The organism is Mycobacterium sp., from assembly GCF_050700595.1.
In the GTDB taxonomy this organism is placed as follows: Bacteria; Actinomycetota; Actinomycetes; order Mycobacteriales; family Mycobacteriaceae; genus Mycobacterium.
In genome coordinates, this window is sequence record NZ_JBOHHI010000229.1 from 1 (window position 1) to 20,784 (window position 20,784).

The window sequence follows — 20,784 nt, forward strand, 5'->3', positions numbered from 1 at the left end:
GGCCAGCCGATCCCAGCCGGTCGGCCGATGTGCCCGGGCGGAGACATCGGCCGGAGAAGTTAGGCTGCCGCGCATGGCAGCGGTCCGGATCAGCGTGCGGTGGGCCTGAGCATGCGGGTGGGGCTGACCGGTGGGGTGGCCAGCGGCAAGAGCACGGTCTCGCAGATGCTGCGCGAGCTCGGCGCGGTAGTGATCGACGCCGACGAGCTGGCCCGCGAGGTGGTCGCGAAGGGTACGCCGGGCCTTGCGGCGGTGGTCGAGGAGTTCGGTCCCGGGATGCTCGCCCCGGACGGCGGGCTCGACCGCGACGCCATGGGTCGGCTGGTCTTTGCCGATGACCAGGCGCGCAAGCGGCTCGAGGCGATCGTGCACCCGCTGGTCTTCGAGCGCATCGTCGAGCTCGAGGAGGCGGCGCCGCCGGACGCGGTCGTGGTGCACGACATCCCGCTGCTCGCCGAGTCCGGCCGCGCGGACACCTTCGATGCGGTGGTCGTGGTCGACGTACCGCCCGGGCTGCAGGTCGAGCGGATGGTGCGCGACCGCGGCTGGACCCGGGAGCAGGCCGAGAGCCGGATCGCGGCCCAGGTGGGGCGCGAGCAACGCAACCGGCTGGCGACGTACCTGGTCGAGAACGCGGGGACGCACGAAGACCTCCGCTCTCGGGTGACGGAGGTCTTCGCGGAGCTTGCGGGCTAGCGCGTCAGGCGGCCAGGTCCGGGTCGGCCAGGCGACGCAGCTTCGCGATCGCCTCCCGCTCGAGCTGGCGCACCCGCTCGGCGGAGATGCCGTGCTTCGCGCCGATGTCGGCGAGCTTGTGCTGCCGGCCGTCGACCAGGCCGTAGCGGGAGCGGATGATGTCCGCGGACCGGTCGTCGAGCAGCCCGACCAGCCGGGAGAGCCGCTCTCGGGTCTCGGAGTCGAGCACGGTCAGGTCGGGGCCGGGGGTGCTCTCCTGCGCGATCAGGTCGCCCAGGGAGGTGTCGCCGTCCTCGTCGATGGGCGTGTCCAGGCTGACGTGGTCGCGGCCCCAGCCCATCAGGTCGATGACCCGGTCGACGTCCATGCCGAGCTCGAGCGCGATCTCCTCCGGCTCCGGCTCACGCCCCAGCTGCCGCTCCAGCAGCCGCCGCGCGGAGCCGACCTGGTTGAGCTCCTCGACCACGTGCACGGGCAGCCGTACGACGCGGGCCTGCTGGGCGATGCCGCGGGTGATGGCCTGGCGGACCCACCAGGTGGCGTAGGTGGAGAACTTGTAGCCCTTGGCGTAGTCGAACTTCTCGACCGCGCGGATCAGCCCGGTGTTGCCCTCCTGGATCAGGTCGAGCATCGGCATGGCGCTGCGGCCGTACTTGCGGGCGATGGAGACCACGAGGCGCAGGTTGGCGTTGATGAACTGGCGCATGGCGCGTTCGCCGTCCTCGACCAGCCAGCCCAGCTCGTCGCCCGAGGCGTACTTCGGGGCACCACCCTTCTTCCGGCCCACGCGGCCCTCGTCGAGCAGGGACTGGGCGAACAGGCCGGCCTCGATGCGCTTGGACAGCTCGACCTCGGTGGCGGCGTCGAGCAGCGGGGTACGGGCGATCTCGTCGAGGTACATGCCGACGCTGTCGCGACCCTCGATCTCACGGTCGTGGCGTACTGTGGTGCTCACGGCGACGCTCCCTTCTCCTCCGTCGGGCGGGCGCTCACTGGAGTACTACCCGTCCTGTCAGAATCAACGCGCGAGCGGGTCCGAGGATTCCCGGCGTCGGTGCCGCCGTGGCCTGCTCGGGTGCCCGTCTTGCGCCCTCACCCGGTACGACGACCGGGCTTGCTCCGAAGTTGCCTGATCGGGGAGATTTCAGCGTCTTCTCAGTCACGCCGGGGGCTGATGGGGTGCAGCGCCGGGTCGTCCGCCGGGAACGAGTGGACCCGGCCCGGTCCGGAGTCGGCGGTCTCGAACCGCACCGTGACCACCCCCCGGCCCGAGCCCCAGACCCAGCCGGGACCGTGGGCGTCGTGTGCCACGTCCATACCGGGTGCCCAGACCCGGCGCCGGGACGTCTCCTCGACGGCCGCGACGGTGGCCTCGTCGGGGCCCTCGTCGGGGCTCTCGTCGGGGCCGGGCGGCTCCGGCTCGTCGTCGAACAGGTCCTCCTGGATCCAGTCGGCGAGGCCGGAGACCCCGACCCCCAGCAGTCGCACACCCCCGGAGGTGTCCACCTCGGTCAGCAGGCTCCGGGCCAGCCGTGACACGGTGCGGTGCTCGTCGGTCGGCGACGGCAGCGTGGCCGACCGGTTGTGCGTGGAGAAGTCGTGCAACCGGACCTTCAGCGTGACCGTGCGACCCGACAGCCGGAGCCTGCGCAACCGTTCGACCACCTTCCCGGCCTGCCGGTCCACCAGCCCCTCGAGCAGCCGGCGGTCGACGTGGTCGGTGTCGTAGGTGTCCTCGACGCTGACCGACTTGGCCTCCCGCACCGGCTCGACGTCACGGTCGTCGCGTGCCCGGCAGAGCTGGTAGAGACCGGCGCCGTGGGCCCTGCCCAGCACCCGCACCAGCTCCGGCTCGCTCACCGACTCCAGCTCGGCGACCGTGTGGACGCCGAGCCGCCGCAGCCGCTCCGTGGTGGCGGGTCCGACACCGGGGATCACGGTGACCGCCATGGGCCGGATCAGGTCCTGCTCCATGCCCGGGGCCACCACGACCAACCCGTCCGGCTTGTCGAGGTCGCTGGCTATCTTGGCCAGCAGCTTCGAGCTGGCGACGCCCACCGAGCCGGTCAGGCCGCCGGTGACCTCGTGCACCTGCTGCTTGAGCCGGTCGCCGAAGTCGTTGAGGGTGCCGACATCGTGGTCGGGCAGGTCGGCCGCCGCGAGGTCGACGAACGCCTCGTCCAGCGACAGCGGCTCCACCAGCGGGCTGACGGAGCGGAGCAGCCCCATCACCGCGACGCTGGTGCGCTGGTAGGCGGCGAAGCGCCCGGTCAGGAACGCGGCGTGCGGACACCGCCGCCGGGCCTCGGCCATCGGCATCGCCGAGTGCACGCCGTGCACCCGTGCCTCGTACGACGCAGTGGCCACCACACCGCGCCCGCCGACGCCTCCGACCACCACGGGCCTGCCGCGCAGGGACGGCTTGTCCCGCTGCTCGACGGAGGCGAAGAACGCGTCGAGGTCGACGTGCAGGATCGTAGCCTCGGATCGCACCCGGGCATCGTCCCACGCAGCTCCGACGACGCCGGTGGATCCGCGGCCGGCCAGCTCGCCTCCACAGCCCCGCGGCGGTGAGGGGTCGTCCACAGCCTGCGTTCCCGCCCGCGCGGACCGTCGGCGGCCCGGCGCAGGTTGGTGCCATGACTCGACCCACGACACCCAGGCTCCCCACACGCACCGCCCCCTACGTCGTCAGGACCCCCGTGGACCTGATCGCGCTGGCGCCCCAGCTGCTCGGCTTCCGCCCGCGGGACTCGGTGCTGCTGATGACCTTCGGCGGCCCGGAGGGGTGCTTCCACGCCCGGGTGGACCTGCCCGTCGACCCCGAGGGCCAGCAGGAGGTCACCGGCCTCATGGTCGGGGCCGCGGCTCGCAACCGCGTCGGCGCGGCGGCCGTGCTGGTCTTCTCCACCGACGCCGAGGCGAGCCGGGCGCAGGCCCGTCTGCTCGTCGAGGGGCTGACCGGGGCCTCGGTGGACGTGCTCGACGTGGTCCGCGTGGAGGAGGACCGCTACTTCCGCCCGCTCGAGCACGACGAGTCCGGCACGCCGTACGACGTGAGCGCGCACCCCTTCACGGCGCGACGGGTCTTCGAGGGACAGGTGGTGCAGCCCTCCCGGGAGGCGCTCGCCGACACCCTGGTCGGCACCGACGAGGCCGACCGGGCCGCCGTCCTCGACGCGGTGGCGGCCCAGGGCCCGGCGTCGTTCGGGCGCGGCCGGGGCCGGGAGGCCCGCTGGGTGCAGGCCTGCCTGCGCCGGGGCGCCGGTGGCCCGCCGCTCGGCGTGGCCGACGCGGCCCGGCTGCTCGTCGCCTGCACGGAGGCCGGGCTGCGCGACGTCGCCTGGGCCGAGATGAGCCGCGAGAACGCCGCAACCCACGTCGACCTGTGGCGTGACCTGGTCCGCCGGGCCCCGACCGACCAACTGCCCCCGGCCGCCGCCTTGCTGGGGTTCGCCGCGTGGCTCGCCGGTGACGGCGCCCTGGCCTGGTGCGCGGTGGACCGATGCCTGGAGGTCGACCCCGACTACAGCCTGGCCCACGGGGTCGGCGAGCTGCTCACCAGGGCCGTGCCGCCCTCGACGTGGGAGCAGATACCGCAAACGGCGCTGGCGGCCCTCGACCGGGCGGGCCTACTGTCCATGCATGGGACGTGACGTCGAGGCGCGCCAGTTCAGCCGGGCGGACCGCAGTCGCTACCGGGAGAAGGTCCGCCGGTGCCTGGACGTCTTCGCCCGGATGCTGCGGGACTCCCGGTTCGACGTGGAGCGCCCGATGACGGGGCTGGAGATCGAGTTCAGCCTGGTCGACGACGAGGGCGTGCCGGCGCTTCGGAACCAGGCCGCGCTGGAGAAGATCGCGAACCCGGCGTTCCAGACCGAGCTGGGCCAGTTCAACCTGGAGATCAACGTGCCTCCCCGTCGCCTGGACGAGGACGGGGCCCGGGGCTTCGAGCAGGCGTTGCGGGAGAGCCTCAACGACGCCGAGCAGGCCGCCGCACAGGTCGGCGCCCACCTGGTGATGATCGGCATCTTGCCGACCCTGGCCGAGGGCCACCTGGCGCCGGGCACGATCAGCCCCAACCCGCGCTACCAGCTGCTCAGCGACCAGATCCTGGCGGCCCGGGGGGAGGACCTGGTCATCGACATCTCCGGAGCGGAGCGGTTGCAGACCACCTCGGAGTCGATCATGCCGGAGGCGGCCTGCACCAGCACCCAGCTGCACCTGCAGGTGAGCCCGGAGAACTTCGCGGCGTACTGGAACGCCTCGCAGGCGATCGCGGGGGTCCAGCTGGCGCTCGGGGCGAACGCGCCGTACCTGCTGGGCAGGCAGCTGTGGGCGGAGACCCGGATCCCGCTGTTCGAGCAGGCCACCGACACCCGCAGCGAGGAGCTGAGGACCCAGGGGGTGCGCCCGCGGGTGTGGTTCGGTGAGCGCTGGATCAACTCGGTGTTCGACCTGTTCGAGGAGAACTCGCGCTACTTCCCGGCCCTGCTGCCGATCACCGAGGACGAGGACCCGCTGGTCGAGCTCGAGCAGGGACGCACCCCCGAGCTCGCCGAGCTGCGGCTGCACAACGGCACGGTGTACCGCTGGAACCGCCCGGTGTACGACGTCTCCGACGGGCTGCCGCACCTGCGGGTGGAGAACCGCGTGCTCGCGTCCGGGCCCACCGTGGTCGACACCCTGGCCAACGCGGCCTTCTACTTCGGGCTGACCCGTGCGCTTGCCGAGGACGACCGGCCGCTGTGGTCGCGGATGTCGTTCTCCGCCGCCGAGGAGAACTTCCACACCGCGGCCAGGTTCGGCATCGACGCCCGGCTCTACTGGCCCGGCATCGGGGAGGTCACCGCCACCGAGCTGGCGTTGCGCCGGCTGCTGCCCATGGCCCGGCGGGGCCTGACGACCTGGGGCGTGGACATGCAGGAGGCCGACCGGTTGCTGGGGGTGATCGAGCAGCGCTGCATCTCCGGGCAGAACGGCGCTGCGTGGCTGGTCGGGCAGGTCGCAGGCCGGGAGGAGGCCGGTGCCTCCCGCGCCGGGGCCCTGCGGCTGGCGCTGCTGGACTACCGCGAGCGGATGCACGACAACCAGCCGGTGCACACCTGGTGAGACCGGTGCTGAGACCGGTGCCTGCCACCAGCGGGTTCGGCCGTCAGGCCTGCGGTCTCGGACGCACCCGGCTCCACCGGTGCCGGGCGTCGCCGAGCAGGTCGGCCCACCCGCGCCGGGTGACCAGGTAGAAGCCGGTCAGCGGCAACGAGTGCCGCGCGAACGCGTGCCGGCAGGCCGCCAGCCAGGCGAGGTCGACGTCGGTCGCGGCCAGCGGACCGCTCCGGGAGACCCAGGCGAGGGGCGCGGCGCAGGCCAGCCCGTCCAGCGCCCGGACGACGAGGTCGACGCGCAGCCCGGCGTCGTGTCCCGGGGCATCGGGCAGCGTCGCGTGCTCGCCCCCCGGGACCCCGAGGTGGAGGACGGCGGGCAGGGAGCGGCGGGCGCCGGCTGCTCGGACGAAGTCCTCCATCGCACACCGGACCTGCCCGGCCACGGGGATGGCCGGATCGGCGCTGTCGAAGCCGGGGACGGGCGCTGCCACAGCCCTACTGTGCCGCACCACGGCTCTGCCGGGCCGTGATCCACAGCCCGGGAGGTCGTGGTCTGGCTTGGGCACGACCGCTGGCATGTCACAATGTAACTGCGGCTGTTGACAGGTACGGGCTTTGCCGCGCCCGAGAAGTGCCCGCCCGGTTCACAAGCGAGAGGTAGTTCGTGTCAGCGAGCTCGTCGACGACCAAGAAGTCCGCTGCCAAGAAGGCGGCCAAGACCTCCGGCTCGGGCACCAAGAAGCCCGCCGCGCGCAAGGGCGGGACGGCCGCCGGCGCGGCCCGCACCTCGAAGCGGGGCGGCAAGGACGCTTCGGGCAAGTCCGCCGACCAGCTGCAGGCCGAGACCCAGGCCGTCGGCCCCGACGGCAAGCGTGCCCTGGCCGACGTCCCCGACGAGCAGTTCGAGGCCGACGTCGCCAACGACCCGAGCATCGAGCAGGACGAGAAGAAGGCATCCTTCATCGTCTCCGCCGTCGACGAGACCGACGAGCCCGAGCAGCAGGTCATGGTCGCCGGCGCCACTGCGGACCCGGTCAAGGACTACCTGAAGCAGATCGGGAAGGTGCCGCTGCTCAACGCCGCGATGGAGGTCGAGCTCGCCAAGCGCATCGAGGCCGGCCTGTTCAGCGACGAGAAGCTCGCCAAGGGGGGCAAGATCTCGGCCAAGGTGTCCGAGGAGTTCGAGTGGATCGCCGCCGACGGCAGGCGCGCGAAGAACCACCTGCTCGAGGCCAACCTGCGCCTCGTCGTCTCGCTGGCCAAGCGCTACACCGGTCGCGGGATGCTCTTCCTGGACCTGATCCAGGAGGGCAACCTGGGCCTGATCCGTGCCGTGGAGAAGTTCGACTACACCAAGGGCTACAAGTTCTCCACCTACGCCACCTGGTGGATCCGGCAGGCGATCACCCGAGCGATGGCCGACCAGGCCCGCACCATCCGGATCCCGGTGCACATGGTCGAGGTGATCAACAAGCTGGGCCGCATCCAGCGAGAGCTGCTGCAGGATCTCGGCCGCGAGCCCTCCCCCGAAGAGCTCGCCAAAGAGATGGATATCACCCCGGAGAAGGTGCTGGAAATCCAGCAGTACGCGCGAGAGCCGATCTCGTTGGATCAGACCATCGGCGACGAGGGCGACAGCCAGCTGGGCGACTTCATCGAGGACAGCGAAGCGGTAGTCGCCGTCGACGCGGTGTCGTTCACCCTGCTGCAGGACCAGCTCCAGTCGGTGCTCGAGACGCTGTCCGAACGCGAGGCCGGTGTGGTGCGGCTACGCTTCGGACTCACCGACGGCCAACCCCGCACCCTGGACGAGATCGGTCAGGTCTACGGCGTCACCCGGGAACGGATCCGCCAGATCGAGTCGAAGACGATGTCGAAGTTGCGCCACCCCAGCCGCTCTCAGGTTCTGCGCGACTACCTGGACTGAGCGTGACCGTACTGCACCGCTCTGACCAGTAGGTTTATCGGTTAATTCAGAAATATCACCGGCGCCGCTCAGCCCGGGTCGTCGTGTATTCCCCTGCCTCTAAAGGTTTGATGATGATGATGACCCGTTTTCAGGGTCATTTTCCGGGTCAACGGGGTGGATCGGTGGTTCACTGGCCCGATCAGCGCCATGTTCAATTCCCGGATCGCAACCGCGGCGCGCAATGCCGTGGTGGGTGCTTTCATCGGCATGGCCACTGTCTCCCTCGCATCCGCGTGTGGCCCCGCCACGCCATCGGCGCCGTCGACGACCGCATCGCCGACCATCGCCAGCGCGGTAAACGAACTAAACGAAAACCCGCCATCGGCGCCGCCGCCGAACACTGCCAGCGGCATATACGGCAACCCCGTCGCGGCCGCGAAGTACTGGCAGCAGCAGTCGCTCGAGGACAACTGCGGGCTGCTGTCCGTGGCCGACGTGGTCGGTGAGATCACCGGGCACGAGCCGACGGAGCAGGAGATCATCGCGCTGGCAGAGAAGACCCCCTCCCAGACCAACCCCGGTCCGATCTACGCGCCCCCGGCCGACCCGAGCCACTCCAACGGCAACGGTGGCATCGAATTGGCGGACGGAGTCGTGCTGCTCGACTACTACGGCATCAAATCGGTTATGGCCGATGCGACGACGCACCCCGATCAGACCGGGATGCCGGCGCTCCAGCAGTACCTCACTGACGGGCGCAAGATCATCGCCTGGGTCAATTCCGCGACCATCTGGAACAGCGGCGACGAGCGCACCAAGGCCGATCACTTCCTGGTAGTCACCGGGATCGACACCAACAAGGAGATCGTCCACCTCAACGACCCCGGTGTCGACCACCCTGACGAGCAGGTCTCCGTCACCACCTTCACGACTGCCTGGCAAACTGGGGGCGATTCGGTCGTCCGCACTAATGCACCGAGTTGAGCACCGCACCAACTGAATTCGAATGAGGGCCGCACCCGGACCGATATCGCTTAGTCCGACGGCGCAAAACCGGTTCCCTAGTACGCGACTACCTGGAGTGAGTACACCGGGCAGCTATCCCCCCGGCGCGAAGTCGCCGTCCGGGCCCGGCCGGTAGCGGGTGACATTGATCACAGCGCCAACCAGCAACGGCCCGTACAGATGAGGGAACAGCATCGCCGGTGGATCCGTTGCAACTCCCGGTTCCCAACGCACCGGTGCATTGAGCCGGGCCGGGTCGATGTGCAACAGCACCAAGTCGTCTCGGCCACGGTAAAGCCGGTTGGCCGGCAGGTGGACCTGCTCTGGCGCCGACAGATGGATGAAGCCGGAGAGTGACCCGGGCCTGAGTTCGCCGCGGGCTACGGCGCTCGACCAGTCGTCGACGGAACACAGGTGTACCAACACCGCCGGTTGGGGATTCACACGACCACTCTGCCGAGTGATCGCACAGCGCGTGAGAAACGACACAGCGGGTAATCAGTCGGGGAAGACGGCCAAAAGCCCCGACATCTGAGACAGTGGACACATAGGCCAGAAACGGAGTAGCCATGAACGCGACCCTGACCAGTCCGGAACTCACCAGGGCTGATCGGTGCGACCGGTGCGGTGCCGCCGCCCGGGTGCGCGCCACGCTGCCTTCTGGAGCCGAACTCCTCTTCTGCCAGCATCACGCGAACCAGCACGAGGCAAAACTGACCCAGTTGGACGCAGTGCTGCAAGCCAGCGCCCCGCTGGTGTCCTAAGCGAAAACTCGCCCGCCGGCAATCCGGGGGGTAGCACGCCAGATCAGGAATCCTGGATTGGTCATGAGCGACCGGGCTCCGAAGCCGTCGCGTCATCGCCTGTGGCGCGTCACCCGCCGGGCGCTGTCGAAGAGCTGGGACGACTCCATCTTCTCCGAGTCAGCGCAGGCGGCCTTCTGGTCGGCGTTGTCGCTGCCTCCGTTGCTGTTGGGAATGCTGGGCAGCCTCGCCTACGTCGCGCCGCTGTTCGGACCCGACACTCTGCCCACCATCGAACACCGGCTGGTGTCGATGGCGCACAGCTTTTTCTCCGACAACGTCGTCAACGAGATCATCAAGCCGACGATCACCGATATCGACAGGGGCGCGCGGGGCGAGGTGGTGTCGCTGGGCTTCGTGATTTCGTTGTGGGCCGGATCGTCGGCGATTTCGGCGTTCGTCGATTCGGTGGTCGAAGCTCACGACCAGACCCCGCTGCGCCATCCGGTGCGCCAGCGGCTCTTCGCGCTGTTCCTGTATGTCGTGATGCTGCTGTTTGTGATCGCCACCGCTCCGCTGATGGTGCTGGGCCCGCGGAAAGTGGCGCAATTCATCCCGGACAGCTGGCTGGACCTCGGCTACTACCCGGCGCTGATCGGCGCTCTGCTGATCGCGGTGATGATCCTGTATCGGGTTGCGCTGCCCGAAGCGCTGCCGACGCATCGGCTGGTCTTCGGCGCGATGCTGGCCACCGTGGTCTTCCTGATCGCCACCCTCGGCCTGCGCGTCTACCTGAGCTGGATCACTGGCACCGGGTATACGTACGGCGCGCTGGCCACACCGATCGCGTTCTTGTTGTTCGCTTTCTTCGGCGGGTTCGCGGTCATGCTCGGCGCCGAACTCAATGCCGCGATCCAGGAGGAGTGGCCGGCGCCGACCACCCACGCCCACCGGTTGCGACGCTGGCTGAGGTCACGAACGCGGGTCGACGGCGATTCCGGGGCCGTAGCCGACGCAACGCGCTAGACCGCGTGGATACCGGCTAGCCCTTCTTGAGCCGGTCGTAGATCCGCTTGCAGTCCGGGCAGACCGGCGAGCCGGGCTTGGCTGAGCGGGTTACCGGAAACACCTCACCGCACAGCGCCACAACATAGTTGCCCATCACCGCACTCTCGGCGATCTTGTCCTTCTTGACGTAGTGGAAGTACTTGGGTGTATCGCTGCCGGTCCCGTCATCGACGCGTTCGTCGGCATCGGTGCGCTCGATCGTCTGGGTCTGCATGCCCCATATTGTGCCCGAAATCGGCCCTGACCCGCTTGGGGCGGACATGGCCGAGTGCCGGGAGCGACCGAATGTGGGACAGTGGAGAAATGAAGCACGGCTCCGAGCTGGGTTTCGACGACGACGGTCGGCCGGTGCTCATCACCGCCGCAGCACCCGCGTACGAGGTGCAGCATCGCCAACGGGTGCGCAAATATGTGACCTTGATGGCGTTCCGTATTCCCGCCCTGGTGTTGGCCGCGGTCGCCTACGGGCTCTGGCACAACGGTCTGATTTCGCTTCTGATTCTCGTCGCGTCGATTCCGTTGCCGTGGATGGCGGTGCTGATCGCCAACGACCGACCGCCGCGCCGTGCCGACGAGCCTCGCCGATTCGATCACACCCGGCGGCGCACCCCGCTGTTCCCGACGGCCGAGCGACCTGCCCTCGAGCGAGGCAGTCACTCGGCGCCGCAACCCGAATCGCCGGGCGCGGACAGCGCGGGTTCCCGATAACCGGCCGCTGGCCGGGCTTCTCAGCACATTCTTAGGGCTGCGTGCGCATTCGTGCATGTCAAGGAGTGTGAAATGACCGCCGGGCGGGAACTCTCGGCTCGGGTTGGTCGTTGGACCACATGACATCCACATGACAGTTGAAGCCGATCAGGAGGCCGTGATGGCAAATGGCACCACCAGCCGGGTTGACAGCGATCTAGACGCTCAAAGCCCAGCCGCGGACTTGGTGCGCGTGTATCTGAACGGCATCGGCAAGACGGCGTTGCTCAGCGCCGCTGACGAAGTCGAACTCTCCAAGCGCATCGAGGGCGGGCTCTATGCCCAGCATCTGCTCGAAACTCGCAAGCGGCTCGGCGAGAACCGCAAGCGTGATCTCGCGGCCGTGGTCCGCGACGGCGAAGCAGCCCGTCGCCATCTGCTCGAAGCCAACTTGCGGCTGGTGGTCTCGCTGGCAAAGCGTTACACGGGACGTGGAATGCCGCTGCTGGATCTCATTCAGGAAGGCAACCTCGGGCTGATCCGTGCGATGGAAAAGTTCGACTACACAAAGGGATTCAAGTTCTCCACGTATGCCACCTGGTGGATTCGGCAGGCAATCACCCGCGGTATGGCCGACCAGAGCCGCACCATCCGCCTGCCGGTTCATTTGGTGGAGCAGGTGAACAAACTGGCCCGGATCAAGCGGGAGATGCACCAGAACCTCGGCCGCGAAGCCACCGATGCGGAACTCGCCGCCGAATCGGGCATTCCGGTCGACAAGATCAATGACCTGCTGGAGCACAGCCGCGACCCGGTCAGCCTTGACATGCCGGTCGGCTCCGAGGAAGAGGCGCCGCTTGGCGATTTCATCGAGGACGCCGAAGCGATGTCAGCTGAGAACGCCGTGATCGCCGAGCTGTTGCACACCGACATCCGCAGCGTGCTGGCGACGCTCGACGAGCGCGAGCATCAGGTGATCCGGTTGCGCTTCGGTCTGGAGGACGGGCAGCCGCGAACCCTCGACCAGATCGGCAAGCTGTTCGGTTTGTCCCGTGAGCGGGTCCGCCAGATCGAGCGCGAAGTGATGACCAAGCTGCGCAACGGCGAGCGCGCCGACCGGCTACGGTCCTACGCCAGCTAGCCACGCGGCGATCGCAAGCACGGGGTAGAACGAAGCACAGCACGGCGTGCTGTGGAGTGTTAGCAGACCATTCTCGCAGCTGGCCAAGTAGACTCGGCTGCGATGGAGGGTGCGGAATGAACGAGCTGGTCGACACCACCGAGATGTATCTGCGGACCATCTACGACCTCGAGGAAGAAGGCGTAACGCCGCTGCGTGCGCGGATTGCCGAACGTCTCGACCAGAGCGGACCCACCGTCAGCCAGACCGTGTCGCGGATGGAACGGGACGGGTTACTACGCGTGGCGGGCGACCGTCATCTCGAGCTGACCGATAAGGGCCGGACAATGGCCATCGCCGTGATGCGCAAACACCGGCTCGCTGAACGGCTGCTGGTCGACGTCATCGGAGTGCCGTGGGAAGAGGTGCACGCCGAGGCTTGCCGGTGGGAGCACGTGATGAGCGAAGACGTCGAACGTCGGCTGGTGCAAGTGCTCAACAACCCGACCACTTCGCCGTTCGGCAACCCGATACCCGGGCTGTTGGACCTCGGCGTCGGGCCGGAGTTCGGCGCCGGCGACGCCAACCTGGTGCGGCTGACCGAGCTGCCGTCCGGGTCGCCGGTTGCGGTGGTGGTCCGCCAGCTAACCGAGCATGTGCAAGGCGATATCGACCTGATCAGCCGCCTGAAAGACGCCGGCGTCGTCCCCAACGCGCGGGTGACCGTCGAGACCAACCCGGCCGGCGGTGTGACGATCGTGATTCCGGGCCACGAGAACGTGTCGTTGCCGCACGAGATGGCCCACGCCGTCAAAGTAGAGAAGGTCTAACTCGGCTAGACGGCGCGTTGCCCGAACGCCCGTCGAGGCGGTAGGCGCACACCGAGCCGCTTGGCCAGCTGGTAGCCGGTGACCGCAAGTTCGCGGATGTGCTCGGGCCGCAGACCCGACTGCAGCGCCGTATCCAGCATGCCGGCCATCCGGTGGCCGGGCTGGCAGCGCAGCGCCGCCTCCAGTGACACCCCGGCCAGCGGGCCGTCGCCGCGGGCATAGGCGCTGAACGCGAGCAACACCAACGCCTCGACCCGCCACGGCGCGGGCAGTCTGCGCGCCAAAAGCGCCCACAGCGACTCGGCCTCACCGGCCGTCTCGCCCACCGCGAGCGCGTAGAGCGTGTCGCGGACCTGCAGGTCGGCCAGTGCGCAGCCCAGTGTGGCCAGCTCCTCGTCGCAGAGCGATCGGCCGTCAGCGACCCGGGCGGCGGCGGCGATGGCGTTTTCGACGTCGCGGCGACCGCAGCGGTCGGGATCCACCCGATGCGCGGCGTCGCGGGTGGCCGCCTGGTGCTCGATCGCAGCGGCCAACTCCACGCTGTCGGACCGGTCGTCGACGGTGATGACGGCCTGCAAATCGGCGCGCCGCGCGTAGAGGCGACGGCCATCCAGCACGGCCGCCATTGCCAGCGGTGATGCCGACGGGTCGTCGACGGCACCGCCGGAACCGCAGCCGTCCACGCAGTGCCAGCGCCCGCCGGGAGCCACCCGATCCACCACATGCAGGGCCAGGAGCACGATGTCGCGCTGCGACAACTCCTGACGGAGCGACGCACACAGTTCGCGGTATTCCTCGTTGCACACCGGACAGGGGGCGCCGTCGGCGTCGACGATCGCCGCGACGGCGGCCTCCGGTTCGGCCGCGGCGGCCACCTCGGCGAGATGCCCGAGCCGGTCGGCGAGCTCGGTGGACAGGTCGACGCGCATCACCGAGCCCAGTTCGCCACCGTCGATCGAGAGCAAGATCAGCGATTTCTCAGGTACGAAACCCAGTACGGCGGGCACGGCTGCGATCAATGCGCCGGGGCGGTTCAGTTCGAAGTCATATTTGTGCGTTGTCATAGGCGCAACGCTGGCAACGGGCACCGTCAGCGTGCGGGCAACGGCGGCGGCCAGGCCCGCCAGCTGTGGATGAAGTCGAGACTGTGCAGCATTACGCACGTGTGTATCGCGGTGATCGGCGTGCGCGCGCCGACAAACCGGCGTACATGTCTATTTCATGGCTTCGATGCTCGAGTACGACCTCGTCGTCATCGGTTCAGGCCCGGGCGGCCAGAAGGCCGCGATCGCCGCGGCCAAACTGGGCAAGTCGGTGGCCGTCGTCGAATGCGGCCGGATGCTGGGCGGAGTCTGCGTCAACACCGGCACCATCCCGTCGAAGACGCTGCGCGAGGCGGTGGTCTACCTCACCGGCATGAGCCAGCGCGAGTTGTACGGCGCCAGCTACCGGGTCAAGGACAAGATCACCCCCGCCGACCTGTTGGACCGAACCCAGCATGTGATCGGCAAGCAAGCCGACGTGGTGCGCAGCCAGCTGATGCGCAACCGGATCGACCTGATCGTCGGTCACGGCCGTTTCGTCGACCCGCACACCGTGCTGGTCGAGGACGCGTCCCCGGGCGAGCGGACCACGGTCAGCGGCGCCTACGTCATCATCGCGACCGGCACCAAGCCGGCACGACCGGCCGGGGTCGAGTTCGACGAGCACCGGGTGCTCGACTCCGACGGCATCCTCGATCTCAAGTTCATCCCGGCGTCGATGGTCGTCGTCGGCGCGGGTGTGATCGGTGTCGAGTACGCGTCGATGTTCGCCGCGCTGGGCACCAAGGTGACCATCGTGGAAAAGCGGGACTCCATGCTGGAGTTCTGCGATCCGGAAATCATCGAAGCGCTGCGATTCCACCTGCGCGACCTGGCGGTGACGTTCCGGTTCGGCGAAGAGGTGACCGCAGTCGACGTCGGCTCCGCGGGCACCGTCACCACCCTGGCCAGCGGCAAGCAGATTCCCGCCGAGACGGTCATGTATTCGGCGGGCCGACAGGGCCAAACCGACGACCTCGACCTCGTCAACGCCGGCCTGGAGGCCGACAACCGCGGGCGGATCTTCGTCGACGACCAGTTCCGGACGAAGATCGACCACATCTACGCCGTCGGCGACGTGATCGGCTTCCCCGCGCTGGCGGCAACCTCGATGGACCAGGGACGGCTGGCCGCCTACCACGCCTTCGGCGAGCCGACCGATCCCATGACCGAGTTGCAACCGATCGGCATGTACTCGATCCCCGAGGTCTCCTACGTGGGCGCCACGGAGGTGGAGTTGACCAAGGATGCGATCCCCTACGAGGTCGGGGTGGCCCGGTATCGGGAACTGGCCCGCGGCCAGATCGCCGGCGACTCCTACGGCATGCTCAAACTGCTGGTCTCCACCGAAGACCTCACCCTGCTCGGGGTGCACATCTTCGGCACCAACGCCACCGAGATGGTCCATATCGGTCAGGCCGTGATGGGCTGCGGCGGCACCGTCGACTACCTGGTCGACGCGGTGTTCAACTACCCCACCTTCTCGGAGGCCTACAAGGTCGCCGCGCTGGACGTGCGCAACAAGGTGCGCGCGCTCAACCAGTTCCGCAGCTGAGCCCTTAGCAGGGGTCCTCGAATCCGGGCGGTGCCGCATCGCCGGGTCCGCCGGCCTCGGCGCGCGCCAGCAAGGCGGCGGTGTGCTCGTCGAACGGCGCCGAGTAGGACACGCGCTGCTGGCAGCCACCGGCCTCGAAACCGCCAATCACCCCGATCACCGTCGGCCCGTCGATCCAGGGCGCGCCACTGGTCCCGTCGGCCAGGCCGGCACACGGCAAGGTGGGGTAACCGTCGGTGATACCGGTAGCGACCCGGCAGCCGATCGGCCCGCCGGCGACCCCCATCGGATAGGCGATGACGCTGACCGGGGTCCCGGGCGCGGGCGCGGTGCCCAGCGACAGCGCCGAACCGACCTGCGCCTCGATCGACCCGCCAGCGGCGCGGCTGACCCGCGCAATCGCATAGTCGGCGTGCGGGTCCCGGTTGTCCACCCAGCGCGGATCGAGGTAGACGGTGTCCACCGTCCAGGTGTCGGTGAGCGCGGCGGCACCGGACAAGCCGGGTACGAAGCCGGCCCGGATGCCCCCGGGCAGGCAGTGCGCAGCGGTCAGCATGAGGTCCCCGCCCACGGAATGCACCACCGCGCCGGTGCAGGTATGCAGGTCACCATCGCCGAGGAAAATCGCCCCCACCTCCGGGTCGGGACTGACCGGGCGCGCGACGACCCGAGAGGTGGAATCGGCGACGGGCCGTTCAGGTGTGCTGGTCCCCGGCGCAGAATCGGCCTGTCCCCCGCACGCCGCCAGCAACACAGCCAAGCCGATCGGCAGGCCTTTTGCCGCCGCCACAATGCGCATCGCTGTCGATCATGCCGGAATTCAGCACAACGCGAAATGGGTACCCGGTCAGGAATGCGCCCACTGGGTACCGCGTTTACAAAGCTCGGGCGGGTGAGTTGACGGGCGGGTCCGCACTTATCGCGCGCCGATCTGAGAGAGACTATTTGGACACGGCGCACAACGGAGCACCGTGGCGAGGAGGCAACAACTGATGGGCCACAACCAGCCCCCGGATCAGGGACAGCCCTACCAGCCCGAACAAAACGGGATGTACGAGCTTGAGTTCCCGGCACCGCAGTTGTCGTCGTCGGACGGCCGAGGACCGGTTTTGGTGCACGCCTTGCAGGGTTTTTCCGACGCCGGCCATGCGATCGGGCTGGCCGCGGCACACCTGAAGGACGCGCTGGACACCGAGCTGGTGGCGTCCTTCGCGATCGACGAGCTGCTGGACTACCGCTCACGGCGGCCGTTGATGAGGTTCAAGACCGATCACTTCACCGGTTACGACGATCCCGAGCTGAGCCTGTATGCGCTGCACGACAGCGTCGGCACGCCGTTTTTGCTGCTGGCCGGCATGGAGCCGGACCTGAAATGGGAGCGCTTCATCACCGCGGTGCGGCTGCTGGCCGAACGGCTCGGCGTCCGGCAGACCATCGGATTGGGCACCATCCCGATGGCGGTACCGCACACCCGGCCGGTCACGATGACGGCACATTCCAACAACCGCGAGCTGATCTCCGACTTCACCCCGTGGATCTCCGAGGTGCAAGTGCCTGCCAGCGCGTCGAACCTGCTGGAATACCGGATGGCCCAGCACGGGCACGAGGTCGTCGGATTCACCGTGCATGTGCCGCATTACCTGGCGCAGACCGACTACCCGGAAGCCGCGCAGGCACTGCTCGAACAGGTGGCCAAGACCGGCTCGTTACAGCTGCCGTTGCGGGCGTTGACCGATGCGGGCACCGATATCCGCGCCAAGATCGACGAACAGGTCGAGGCCTCCGCGGAGGTGGCGCAGGTGGTGGCGGCGCTCGAGCGGCAGTACGACGAGTTCATCGCCGCGCAGGAGAACAGGTCGCTGTTGACGCGCGATGAAGATCTGCCCAGTGGCGACGAACTCGGCGCGGAGTTCGAGCGGTTCCTGGCCCAGCAGGCGGAAAAGAAGTTCGACGACGACGACCCGGCCTGAGCGACGAGCGCAGCGCTACCTGAGCCGTGACCGGCGGCGGCCGCGTCGTACAGTCACCGAATGAGCATCGACGTCACGGTGTTGCGGGTCTTCACCGATTCGGAGGGCAATTTCGGAAATCCGCTCGGAGTGGTCGATGCCGGCACGGTGACCCCCCAGGATCGGCAGCGGCTGGCGAGCCAATTGGGCTACAGCGAAACGGTATTCGTCGATCTGCCGGCACCCGGATCGACCACCGCACAGGCCCGCATCTTCACGCCGATGACCGAGATCCCCTTCGCCGGCCACCCGACGGTGGGACTGTCGTGGTGGCTGCGCACGCTGGGTATGCCGATCCACACCCTGCAAGTGCCGGCAGGCATCGTGCAAGTGACCTATGAAAACGACCTCACCGCGATCAGCGCCCGCTCTGAATGGGCGCCCGAGGTCGCGATCCATGATCTGGACTCGGTCGACGACCTCGCTACCGCCACACCCGCCGACTTTCCCGACGACGTCTCGCACTATTTGTGGACCTGGACCGACGAGTCGGCGGGGTCGCTGCGGTCCCGAATGTTCGCCGCCAGCCTGGGCGTGCCCGAAGATGAGGCGACCGGATCAGCGGCGGTGCGGATCACCGACTACCTCAGCCGCGACCTGACCATCACTCAGGGCAAGGGCTCGGTGATCGAGACCACCTGGAACCCGGAGGGCTGGGTGCGTGTCGCCGGTCGCGTCGTCAACGACGGGGTAACGCACTTCGTCTGAGGCGCGTCCTACCGCAGCTGTTGTGTGACGCGGATCAGCAACTGCCCTTCGAGCCCGGCAGCGCGATCCACACCGACCTCCGCGACCTCCGGTGAGGTGACGATCGCGGCGAAGGCTACCGCAGAAGGGTATTCGACCAACGCGCACGCGTCCCACATGTCCTCAACATCGCCGATCACCAGCGAATCAATATCCCCACCGAACAGCAACCTTCCACCGTGTTGTTCGATGATGTCCTGCATTGCTGCGACGTAACGGCCATAGGCTTCGCGGCCGGTCAAGTCGCTGCGACGTCCATCGGGATAGACTGCCTGGGCACGGAATTTGAGCAGGTTGAGCATCACGACAGGGCCATCGGAGGCATCTGCGGCCAGCGCCTCGATGCGGGGACGGGTGGGATAGACCGCGTTTTCGACGTTCACGCCGGGGCTCCTTGGGTGTGTTTTCATCGTTTTCGGTGCAGTACAGCGCTGAGGTGATGCTGCAAAGCTTGCTTTACTGCGCCCATTCGCAGCGAGTAGGACAGCTCGTCGTCGTGGATGCGGAACGAACGGCCAAGCGCCGTCACCTCTTTGGCGGTCGGAGTCAGTCCGATCGATGATGCGGTCAACTCCAGCTCGATGACGTTACCGGTCAGCGTGTAGGTGCCGACCTCGATTTCGGTGATACCGCTGGGGTGGGCGACGACCAGCTCGACATGGCCCGGTTGCGGCACCCGGAGATAGCCGGTCTCGGCGTGTAACGGCTTTCCGTCGGCCACCGCCTTGGTTTTTTGACCGTAGACCAGAAACGGCTTGCCGACGTGGGAGAACACGACTTCTTCGACGTAGTCGAACGGTTCGATCGTCGGGTACTCACCCGAGCCGCGACCGGCCCACGTACCCAGTAGCGGTGCCAGTGCTTCAAGATCTGGATGCAGGTCGGCGGGCATACAGCCAGCCTAAAGCGAGCTATCCGCCGCCGGTCAGCCGGGCGCAGATTTTGCGATGCGCGCGGAGCGCCTCGATCTCACGCTCGAAATCGTCTGCGGAGGAAAAGGATCGGTACACCGAGGCGAACCGCAGATAGGCGACTTCATCGAGGTCTCGCAGCGGCCCGAGGATCGCCAGGCCGACCTCGTGGCTGGGAACTTCCGGCGAGCCGTTCGCGCGGACGGTGTCTTCCACCTGCTGGGCCAGCAGGTTCAACGCATCGTCGTCGACTTGGCGGCCCTGGCAGGCCCGTCGCACGCCGCTGACGACCTTCTCCCGACTGAACGGCTCGGTAACACCACTGCGCTTGACCACGGCCAACACCGCCGTTTCAACCGTGCTGAATCGCCGCCCGCACTCGGGACACGACCTTCGGCGCCGGATGGCCTGACCTTCGTCGGTCTCTCGGGAGTCGACCACCCGGGAATCGGGATGACGACAGAACGGACAGTGCATGACCGCTCCTTCGCCGCACCGATCGCTCTCAGACCAGTCCGAGCGTACCTGCGCGACGCCGCACGGGCCCGGCATCGTCGCGATCGGCGGTCGCCGGCCGGTGTGCACAACGCCGCCGTCAGCGCACCGGCGCGATCAGTGTCTGCCCCGCGACCAGTGTCGCGCTGTCCAGACCGTTGAGGTCACGAATGCGCTCGGCGACCTGACCGGCCGGCGCGCCGGGTGCCACCCGGGCTGCCAGGTGCGCCAGCGTCTCCCCCGGCTCGACACGCACCACGGCAAGCCGGTCGGGTGTGCCGGCCGAGGTGTCGTTCAGCGCTTCGCCGAATTGCGCCACCAGGCCGAGCCATACCGTGATGACGGCGGCCAGCAACGCAAGCGCCACCGTCGTCGCCGGGGTGATCGGCCGCGGCCGATGTGGCGCCGTAGACATCAACACGCCGGTGCCCCGATAGCGTGGCGGGGCGCCGGCCGGTCTCGACAGCCGGGGACCTTGCGCTCTGCCGTGCTCACCGGCCGACCGCACATAGACCGGACGGCACCGGGTTGGTATGGGCCGGATCGTTTCGATGACTGTCATGCGGGCTCCTCCTGTCAAACGATTTCCGCTCACATGTTCGAATATAATCGACAGTACGTTCGAGTGGCCGAACATGTGATCGAATCGTTGTAGTCCACGCAGCACCGTATCCGGCACCACCGACACCGACACCTCAACGCGCCCGGTATCGCGACACGCGGTCGAACAAATGTTTGAAATTCGGACCAAATCGGGCTACATTCGCTTACATGAGCGACAGCAGCAGCGATACCCCGGGCACCGGCGCCGGTCGGCGCCAA

Annotated in this window: 25 protein-coding genes; 13 read left to right on the plus strand and 12 right to left on the minus strand. The window is 68.1% G+C overall.

Annotation, left to right across the window (positions count from 1 at the left end; all coding sequences use genetic code 11):
* The first annotated feature begins 99 nt into the window (after positions 1–99).
* Positions 100–696, plus strand: coding sequence for a dephospho-CoA kinase (coaE, locus tag ACRDTL_RS20605; protein ID WP_431508551.1), 597 nt, complete (start codon positions 100–102; stop codon positions 694–696).
* A gap of 4 nt (positions 697–700) precedes the next feature.
* On the opposite strand, the gene ACRDTL_RS20610 is transcribed toward coaE, so the two are convergent.
* Complete coding sequence (locus ACRDTL_RS20610; RefSeq protein WP_431508575.1) at positions 701–1,597, minus strand: sigma-70 family RNA polymerase sigma factor; 897 nt, start codon at positions 1,595–1,597, stop codon at positions 701–703.
* Between the two features lie 254 nt (positions 1,598–1,851).
* Positions 1,852–3,189, minus strand: a complete 1,338-nt coding sequence (locus ACRDTL_RS20615) for a DNA polymerase IV (RefSeq protein ID WP_431508552.1) — start codon at positions 3,187–3,189, stop codon at positions 1,852–1,854.
* A gap of 209 nt (positions 3,190–3,398) precedes the next feature.
* Here ACRDTL_RS20615 and ACRDTL_RS20620 point away from each other — a divergent pair, with 209 nt between their 5' ends.
* Complete coding sequence (locus ACRDTL_RS20620) at positions 3,399–4,352, plus strand: DUF4192 domain-containing protein (RefSeq protein WP_431508553.1); 954 nt, start codon at positions 3,399–3,401, stop codon at positions 4,350–4,352.
* Positions 4,342–5,808, plus strand: coding sequence for a glutamate--cysteine ligase (locus ACRDTL_RS20625; RefSeq protein ID WP_431508554.1), 1,467 nt, complete (start codon positions 4,342–4,344; stop codon positions 5,806–5,808). The genes ACRDTL_RS20620 and ACRDTL_RS20625 overlap by 11 nt, the downstream gene beginning before the upstream one ends.
* 43 nt (positions 5,809–5,851) lie before the next feature.
* On the opposite strand, the gene ACRDTL_RS20630 is transcribed toward ACRDTL_RS20625, so the two are convergent.
* Entirely contained in the window at positions 5,852–6,292 is a 441-nt protein-coding gene (locus tag ACRDTL_RS20630) for a hypothetical protein (RefSeq protein WP_431508555.1), read from the minus strand.
* 173 nt (positions 6,293–6,465) lie between these two features.
* Between ACRDTL_RS20630 and ACRDTL_RS20635 the strand changes: the two genes are divergently transcribed.
* Positions 6,466–7,728, plus strand: a complete 1,263-nt coding sequence (locus tag ACRDTL_RS20635) for an RNA polymerase sigma factor (protein ID WP_431508556.1) — start codon at positions 6,466–6,468, stop codon at positions 7,726–7,728.
* A gap of 68 nt (positions 7,729–7,796) precedes the next feature.
* On the opposite strand, the gene ACRDTL_RS20640 is transcribed toward ACRDTL_RS20635, so the two are convergent.
* Entirely contained in the window at positions 7,797–8,180 is a 384-nt protein-coding gene (locus ACRDTL_RS20640) for a hypothetical protein (RefSeq protein WP_431508557.1), read from the minus strand.
* Positions 8,181–8,196: 16 nt separating this feature from the next.
* Between ACRDTL_RS20640 and ACRDTL_RS20645 the strand changes: the two genes are divergently transcribed.
* Complete coding sequence (locus ACRDTL_RS20645; protein WP_431508558.1) at positions 8,197–8,694, plus strand: C39 family peptidase; 498 nt, start codon at positions 8,197–8,199, stop codon at positions 8,692–8,694.
* Between the two features lie 114 nt (positions 8,695–8,808).
* On the opposite strand, the gene ACRDTL_RS20650 is transcribed toward ACRDTL_RS20645, so the two are convergent.
* A complete protein-coding gene (locus ACRDTL_RS20650) occupies positions 8,809–9,159 on the minus strand; it encodes a DUF952 domain-containing protein (RefSeq protein WP_431508559.1) in 351 nt (116 codons plus the stop codon).
* 125 nt (positions 9,160–9,284) lie between these two features.
* Here ACRDTL_RS20650 and ACRDTL_RS20655 point away from each other — a divergent pair, with 125 nt between their 5' ends.
* Both ACRDTL_RS20655 and ACRDTL_RS20660 read left to right on the plus strand, forming a co-directional pair.
* On the plus strand, positions 9,285–9,479 hold the full coding sequence (locus ACRDTL_RS20655; protein ID WP_431508560.1) for a DUF7455 domain-containing protein: 195 nt from the start codon (positions 9,285–9,287) through the stop codon (positions 9,477–9,479).
* Positions 9,480–9,542: 63 nt separating this feature from the next.
* Positions 9,543–10,484, plus strand: coding sequence for a YihY/virulence factor BrkB family protein (locus tag ACRDTL_RS20660; protein WP_431508561.1), 942 nt, complete (start codon positions 9,543–9,545; stop codon positions 10,482–10,484).
* Between the two features lie 16 nt (positions 10,485–10,500).
* On the opposite strand, the gene ACRDTL_RS20665 is transcribed toward ACRDTL_RS20660, so the two are convergent.
* On the minus strand, positions 10,501–10,740 hold the full coding sequence (locus ACRDTL_RS20665) for a DUF3039 domain-containing protein (RefSeq protein WP_431508562.1): 240 nt from the start codon (positions 10,738–10,740) through the stop codon (positions 10,501–10,503).
* 71 nt (positions 10,741–10,811) lie between these two features.
* Between ACRDTL_RS20665 and ACRDTL_RS20670 the strand changes: the two genes are divergently transcribed.
* The 3 genes from ACRDTL_RS20670 (at position 10,812) to ACRDTL_RS20680 (ending at position 13,163) form a co-directional block, all read left to right on the plus strand.
* A complete protein-coding gene (locus tag ACRDTL_RS20670) occupies positions 10,812–11,234 on the plus strand; it encodes a DUF3099 domain-containing protein (protein WP_431508563.1) in 423 nt (140 codons plus the stop codon).
* 130 nt (positions 11,235–11,364) lie between these two features.
* The gene (sigB, locus tag ACRDTL_RS20675; protein ID WP_431508564.1) at positions 11,365–12,354 is read left to right on the plus strand and encodes a sigma-70 family RNA polymerase sigma factor SigB; all 990 of its coding nucleotides are present in this window, start codon (positions 11,365–11,367) and stop codon (positions 12,352–12,354) included.
* Positions 12,355–12,470: 116 nt separating this feature from the next.
* The gene (locus ACRDTL_RS20680; protein ID WP_431508565.1) at positions 12,471–13,163 is read left to right on the plus strand and encodes a metal-dependent transcriptional regulator; all 693 of its coding nucleotides are present in this window, start codon (positions 12,471–12,473) and stop codon (positions 13,161–13,163) included.
* Positions 13,164–13,168: 5 nt separating this feature from the next.
* Here the strand turns inward: ACRDTL_RS20680 and ACRDTL_RS20685 are convergent, their stop codons facing one another.
* Positions 13,169–14,227, minus strand: coding sequence for a DUF4192 domain-containing protein (locus tag ACRDTL_RS20685; protein ID WP_431508566.1), 1,059 nt, complete (start codon positions 14,225–14,227; stop codon positions 13,169–13,171).
* 166 nt (positions 14,228–14,393) lie between these two features.
* Here ACRDTL_RS20685 and sthA point away from each other — a divergent pair, with 166 nt between their 5' ends.
* Entirely contained in the window at positions 14,394–15,800 is a 1,407-nt protein-coding gene (sthA, locus tag ACRDTL_RS20690; protein WP_431508567.1) for a Si-specific NAD(P)(+) transhydrogenase, read from the plus strand.
* Positions 15,801–15,804: 4 nt separating this feature from the next.
* Here sthA and ACRDTL_RS20695 read toward each other — a convergent pair whose 3' ends face one another.
* Positions 15,805–16,599, minus strand: a complete 795-nt coding sequence (locus ACRDTL_RS20695; RefSeq protein WP_431508568.1) for a trypsin-like serine peptidase — start codon at positions 16,597–16,599, stop codon at positions 15,805–15,807.
* 193 nt (positions 16,600–16,792) lie between these two features.
* Between ACRDTL_RS20695 and ACRDTL_RS20700 the strand changes: the two genes are divergently transcribed.
* Positions 16,793–17,770 (plus strand): proteasome assembly chaperone family protein, encoded by a 978-nt coding sequence (locus ACRDTL_RS20700; protein WP_431508569.1) that lies wholly within the window; start codon positions 16,793–16,795, stop codon positions 17,768–17,770.
* Positions 17,771–17,830: 60 nt separating this feature from the next.
* A complete protein-coding gene (locus tag ACRDTL_RS20705) occupies positions 17,831–18,517 on the plus strand; it encodes a PhzF family phenazine biosynthesis protein (protein ID WP_431508570.1) in 687 nt (228 codons plus the stop codon).
* Between the two features lie 8 nt (positions 18,518–18,525).
* Here the strand turns inward: ACRDTL_RS20705 and ACRDTL_RS20710 are convergent, their stop codons facing one another.
* The 4 genes from ACRDTL_RS20710 to ACRDTL_RS20725 form a co-directional block, all read right to left on the minus strand.
* Positions 18,526–18,939 (minus strand): DUF1330 domain-containing protein, encoded by a 414-nt coding sequence (locus tag ACRDTL_RS20710; protein ID WP_431508571.1) that lies wholly within the window; start codon positions 18,937–18,939, stop codon positions 18,526–18,528.
* A gap of 23 nt (positions 18,940–18,962) precedes the next feature.
* Positions 18,963–19,448, minus strand: a complete 486-nt coding sequence (locus tag ACRDTL_RS20715; RefSeq protein ID WP_431508572.1) for a peroxynitrite isomerase — start codon at positions 19,446–19,448, stop codon at positions 18,963–18,965.
* Between the two features lie 19 nt (positions 19,449–19,467).
* On the minus strand, positions 19,468–19,944 hold the full coding sequence (nrdR, locus tag ACRDTL_RS20720; RefSeq protein WP_431508573.1) for a transcriptional regulator NrdR: 477 nt from the start codon (positions 19,942–19,944) through the stop codon (positions 19,468–19,470).
* Between the two features lie 118 nt (positions 19,945–20,062).
* Complete coding sequence (locus tag ACRDTL_RS20725; RefSeq protein WP_431508574.1) at positions 20,063–20,524, minus strand: LysM peptidoglycan-binding domain-containing protein; 462 nt, start codon at positions 20,522–20,524, stop codon at positions 20,063–20,065.
* Between the last annotated feature and the right edge of the window lie 260 nt (positions 20,525–20,784).